The following is a 6,189-nucleotide window of genomic DNA, read 5'->3' on the forward strand; positions in this document are numbered from 1 at the left end:
AACAGGAAGCCTTTATATTATGAATATAAATCTGTCCGATATTAAAACGTCTCTGCTCAGTGGTCAGAACCGCTATCAACTGACTGTCCGCGGGTGTGATATCCCGCTGGATGTTGAGTATTTCACCGGGCGCGAAGCCGTCAGTGATACTTACCGTTATCAGGTCACATTTACCAGTGCCGCGAATGACCTGACTGTGCAGCAATTATTACGCCGCTCAGCCACACTCTCTTTTGCGCCGCCCTTTACTATGACAGGTGCCGCCGGTGTGGCAAAACGCGTTCACGGAATGATAACGGATTTCCGCCGTCTTTCAGGCTCGGCGGATGAAGCCCGTTATCAGATTATAATCGAACCGTTTTTTGCTTTGCTGCGTCATCAAATCCGCTCTCACCGTTTTTTCCTTAACCAATCTGTTCCGGATGTGGTTGCCCATATTTTCCGGGAACATAATTTTAAGGACTGGGAATTTGAATTTAATCTGAAAAATGAATACCCGAAGCGGGAGCAGATTAATCAAATCAATGAAAGTGACAGGCAATTTATTGAACGCCTGCTCAGTGAAGCCGGTATTTTCTATTATTTCAGTTTGCAGGATGACACTCAGACTGAGGTTATTCATTTCGGGGACAGACAAAGCAACTATCTGGCAGATAAATTCCTGCCGCTCAACAGCCCGTCAGGCATGAGTGACAACAGCGCTGACAGTGTCTGGGGGCTTTCACTGCGCCATCAGGTCGTTGAACACCAGGTTCAGACCAAAGATTACAATCACCGTCAGGCACAGGATTTACTGCTTTCCTCACCTGCGGATATGATGCGCGGTGACAGTGACGAAAACCACTATGGTGAGGTGTATCACTACCGGGCGCGGCACCTGACCAGCGGCGATAAACTGAAACCGGATGCGGAAACCGGTAACTTCTGGGCGCGTCTTGACCATGAACGTTTCCTTGCGCGGCAAACATTACTGCGCGGGCAAAGTACGGCGGCAGACCTGACCCCGCTTCAGGTACTGACTATCAAAGAAAGCGGTGTGTTATCCACATTGCCGGGGGTTTTTCAGTCTCCGGTGGTTATCACGCGGTTACGGTTCAGCGGCGGACGCGATAAAGCCCTGAATGTGCGTTTTGATGCAGTGCCGTACAGTGAAACCGTATGCTGGCGACCGGCTCTGAAGCCACGCCCGGTGATCGCCGGAACACTGATGGCACGCGTCACCAGTGCGAAAGATAATGATATTTATGCCCATCAGAATGAAGATGGCTTCTATTGGGTCAAATTTGATGCCGACCTCGATGATAAAGCGCCGGGCTATGAAAGTATGCCGGTGCGCCTCGCCAAACCCTATGCCGGTGATACTTACGGCATGCACTTTCCGCTGATTCAGGGAACCGAGGTGGCGATAGCGTTTCATGAAGGTGATCCTGACCGCCCGTATATTGCCCATGCGCTGCATGACTCGCGGCATCCCGACCATGTGACTTCAGATAATAATACCCGCAATGTTATCCGTACACCGGCTAATAATAAGCTGCGTATGGAAGATAAGCGGGGTGAGGAACATATCAAGCTCAGCACTGAGTACGGCGGAAAATCACAGCTTAATTTAGGTCATCTTGTTAATCAGGGCAGAGAAAAACGCGGTGAAGGGTTTGAACTGCGGACGGACAGTTGGGGTGCTATCCGGGCGGGTAAGGGATTGTTTATCAGTGCCGATACCCAGCAACGTGGCGGAGGGGATGTACTGGCAATGAAAGACGCGGTTGCGTTGATTGATAGTGGTATTGACCAGATAGCTGACTGGGAAGACGTTACTCAATCACATAAAAACAGACAACCGGATCGGCAAAGCCTGACTGAATTCAGAGATAAAGCAAATGAACTCGCTTCCCCGGCTATTTTGATTCATGCCCCTGAAGGGGTCGGAATTGTGACGGATGAAACATTGCTGATGCAAAGTACAGGTGCGCTTTATCAGCAAACCCGTGATGAAATGCATCTGGCGGCATCAAAGGAAATAGCGCTGAATGCGAAGAAAAATATATCACTCCTGGCGCAACAGGAAGGTATACGGATGGTTTCAGGTAAAGGACCATTTGAACTGGAATCACACGGCGACGGCCTGGATATCACGGCATTAAAGGATGTGATTATTCAGTCAACTCAGGGACATTTGCAAATTACAGCAAAAAACGGGATCACATTAGGATGCGGCGGAGGATATATAAAGATTTTGCCGGATGGTCAGATTGAAATCCATACCCCGAGCCGTTTAAGTCTGAAAGGGCAGCATGTCTGGAATACACCGGCGGGAGAAGATTTCCCTTTACCGGATCTTCCGCAGTCAGTCTGTAAAGAGTGCCTCGCACTGGCACAAAAAAAATGCCGCAGGAGTTGCTATCCGTGAATAATATAACAATGAATTTAACGTGTGACACCGCATTGCAATGGATTGAACAATTAAAGCAGGTATCAGAAGAAACCCGGCTTAGTTATATGGATATTATTGTTGACCAGGCAGGGTTGCGTGAGTCAATCATTCCTGCATTAATGAAGCCGGAGCATAATATACAGTGGTTCTCACTGTTTACGGGAACACCGGAAGAGGGGTTACTTGAATATGCCCCGATATTATTTCGTATAGAGTGGAAGAATATAATGCATCTCACTCTGATGGAGGAGATATTTGAACTTCTGCATGGAATGCCAAGAATTCTGACATTATTTTCACCCTTGTCATTTAGTCAGATAACGAAAAATTTATCAGTGCTGTCAGAAGCCGAGTGGGGCAATGTTTCCTGTTTATTACGGTTTTATGATTCCCGGATATTCCCTGAATTAATAAAGGATATTCTGACACCGGAACAGCGCGGAGACTTTACGGATCTCGCTTATGTATGGGGCTATTTAAATCGGGACTCTGAAGCCCGCTGGGTTATCGGCAGCTTTACGCCGGAGACGGAAGATAAAGTATTTTCTGTTGTCCTGCTGGATGACAATAAAATAGGCCGGTTAGGAAGTATCAGTGATGCGGAAGAATTAATGGACTATCAGGAATTTTATGACCGTGGTCTGAGCCGGGAAGAAAATTTTTCTGTATTATATCGTTATGCATTACAGGCACTGAACAGTAATTATCTGGGAGAGTTATCCGACTATATTCGTAAGAATAACTTACTGACAGAGTAATTGATTATGAGTGATATCAGACCAACATTATTCGATAATACCATGGCGCTGTCCGGTGATAAAACAACGACGGGAGCCACATGTTATGCAGCAGATGAAAAAGTCCGCTTTAAGCGCACGGGCCTGCGTATCGGAGACAAAGCGACATCGTGCCCCCGGTGCGGAAAAACAGGAACCATTGTTACCGGAGAAAACCGGGTTAGCAATCACGGTAAGTCACCGGCAATTCATGGCTCGGTAGTTCAGTGTGGATGCCCGTTTGGTGATAATAAAATAATTGCACTGACAGATATTGCAGATACCGGCCACAAGCCTGACATGTGTATGCGCAGTTCTTCTGAAGAAATATATGAAGGTGAACCAACCCTATTTGTGATTGAAAATGACGGCGATATTACATATCAGCTGCTCAATCAGTTTAATATGCGCCTGGAAAAAGATATCAGCCATATTAAAAAAATAAATAGTGGAATAAACTATTTCGTCAGGCATCAGGTTATTCTTTTTTATCCTGAAAACATTACAGAAGATAAACAACAGGATATTGAATTACTTAAACAATCGCAAAAGATAATTAATGATAATATTGATTCTCTTACAGAGGATGATCGTGGTTTTTTATATGACAATTATAATATAATCGCTAATATATCTAACTATGGCGAAGGTTTTATCGGACTTATTTCCTCATCGGGAACATCCCTGATGGATGAAATAAAAACAGTATTAAAAGAAATTGAGGTACTTTATGAACAAAGCCTTAAAGCAACAGGAAAATTAAAAGGAGCGGCTTTTTATGAAGCAAGGCAGAAATTACTTGCTAAACTTGATAAACTATTAAATAAGCCATTGGCTAAAAAAGCAATGGGTATAGCCGATTCTAAAAACCTGAAAAAAGGGCTTAAATTAAATTCAAAATCGATAATACAGCACTGGAACAATACAGAAGAAATAAGTATAAAAGGTTATGAAAAGTATACGGCTAACCTGGCAAAATATACAAAATATCTGAATAGAGTTGGTTGGATGGCAGTTGGTATGTCTGCGATTAATTCGGTTAATGACATTAATAAAATTTGTTTGGAGGGAACAGATTATGAATGTGAAAAAGCAGCTGTAACAGAAACTGCGAAATTAGCGCTTGGTACAGGAGGCGGGATATCGGCGGAACGAAAGGCTCGGTAATCGGAGGGAGTATTTGCCTGGCTGTAGGTGTTCCGACAGGCGGGGTTGGTTTAATAGTGTGTGGTGTTGTTGGCGGGTTGCTGGGGGGATTAGCTGGATCTGCGGTTGGAGAGAAAGCTGCAGATACTATTACTTCTTCATTGTACACATTATCGGAAAATCCGGATGTAAAAGAAAAAGTTGATAAAGTAAATGAATTAAACCTTAATATCATATACTACAAATATAGCAGGTGATGTATGGATGGTAAGCTTATATTTTCAGTTATTATTGCTATTTATATTATTTTTGCTATTTTCAGAATGGTATATTATTATTTTCAGGATCAGGATTCTGCATTGCTACGTGAAAAATCATTTTTTAATAAATTTGGTTATGTTCCCTACCCTAAAGGTTTAATGGGGGGGGCCGGGTTTTTTACACATGAATTCAGAGACACATGGTTTATATTCGTTTTATTTTTATGTAAATTTAATTTTGCCAAAAAAAGAGTAAAGAAAGAAGAACTTGATTTTATAGCCTCATGGCCTGAGTCTTATACCTTTTATTTAAAGAAAAAAACGAAGGCGGGATTTTTTGATTTTATGATTATTATCATTTTGTATGCAGCACTTGAGATTATTTAGGTTTGATGTTAGGTATTTATATGCTGTTTTTTCCTTGTTAGTAATGAGTATGGTGGGGATAAGTATTGGAATGGTTTAAATGATATTGCTAATTATTTTTTATTATCTGCTTGTATTTATCGGAGTTATTGTATTTTTTAATGCCAGAGCCAATTTTAAGACTAATTCCGGAAAAAACAAACCAGGAAGGATAAGACGATTATTTTCAGTTTTTTTATTTTATTTTGTGTCTTTTTTTAGTGGAGTTAATGTTGCCGGGGAGATGAGTCATGAACTAAGTGTGTCAGAGGCTATATTTTTCATATCATCTGTTTTTAATATATTTTTATTTGTTTCATTTATTTGGAAATTTGAGGGGATGAAACATGATTAAACTCCCGGAGAAAAAAATATTAGTGTCAGGTCTTTTAGTATAGCAACAGTCAGAGGCGCTATGATCGGGTATGAGTAACTGTTAGCTAATAAATATTACGGACGAGTTAATTAATGGCAGGTGTTAATGGAAGTTAAAGACTATATCCCTATTTTTTTTATTTCTCTATATCATTTTTTCGTTTTTCAGGTTTATATATTATTATTATCAGGATCAAGATTCTGCTTCATTACGGGAATCATCATTTTTTAATGAATTTGGTTATTACCCCTATCATAAGTCATTGGCAGGTACCAGAGGTGTCTTTACTCATGAGTTTAAAGATACCTACTTTAATCTAATTTTGTTTTTTCATAAGAATAAGATAATGCAGAGGAAAATAAAAAAAAGATGAGATTGAATTTGTACTATCATGGCCTGAGTCTTATACCTTTTATTTAAAGAAAAAAACAAAGGCGGGATTTTTTGATTTAATCATCATTGTTATTGGTTTTGTTATTTTAAAGTTAATTTAAAACCAGTAATAATATATTACTACTCACTCCTGTTTTAGAAGATTATGAATAATAAAAAAATTGATAACGACATTATGTTTCGGGCTGGTACTGTTTATTACCGGTTGCTCCGGAGCATCCGGATTTGGAAAGAAAAAAAACAGAGCCTATGGCGGCATCTGTTACCGGGTATAATCATACTCAATTAAGTATTACCACATTTTCGATTAATGGGGGAGGAGGTAGTATGGGGGGATCCTCATGCTGTGTATTGTTACCGGAAAAATGGTCACCACATCTGGTTGCCAGAGTAAAATGG

Annotated in this window: 5 protein-coding genes; all 5 read left to right on the plus strand. The window is 41.1% G+C overall.

The features are described from left to right. Positions 1 to 19: 19 nt before the first annotated feature. The gene (locus AYY16_RS12990; protein ID WP_235846300.1) at positions 20 to 2,410 is read left to right on the plus strand and encodes a type VI secretion system Vgr family protein; all 2,391 of its coding nucleotides are present in this window, start codon (positions 20 to 22) and stop codon (positions 2,408 to 2,410) included. Next, on the plus strand, positions 2,407 to 3,192 hold the full coding sequence (locus tag AYY16_RS12995; protein ID WP_162271058.1) for a DUF4123 domain-containing protein: 786 nt from the start codon (positions 2,407 to 2,409) through the stop codon (positions 3,190 to 3,192). Before AYY16_RS12990 ends, AYY16_RS12995 begins: the two co-directional genes overlap by 4 nt. 6 nt (positions 3,193 to 3,198) lie before the next feature. Then, entirely contained in the window at positions 3,199 to 4,377 is a 1,179-nt protein-coding gene (locus AYY16_RS13000) for a PAAR domain-containing protein (protein WP_067367202.1), read from the plus strand. A gap of 239 nt (positions 4,378 to 4,616) precedes the next feature. Further along, positions 4,617 to 5,003 carry a hypothetical protein gene (locus AYY16_RS13005; RefSeq protein ID WP_067367204.1) on the plus strand — a complete coding sequence of 129 codons (387 nt, stop codon included), beginning with the start codon at positions 4,617 to 4,619 and terminating at the stop codon, positions 5,001 to 5,003. Positions 5,004 to 6,039: 1,036 nt separating this feature from the next. Next, on the plus strand, positions 6,040 to 6,189 hold a 150-nt coding region (locus AYY16_RS21715), incomplete at its 3' end, for a DUF3304 domain-containing protein (protein ID WP_208020740.1).

The sequence above is a fragment of the Morganella psychrotolerans genome, from assembly GCF_001676155.1.
Classification (GTDB): Bacteria; Pseudomonadota; Gammaproteobacteria; order Enterobacterales; family Enterobacteriaceae; genus Morganella; species Morganella psychrotolerans.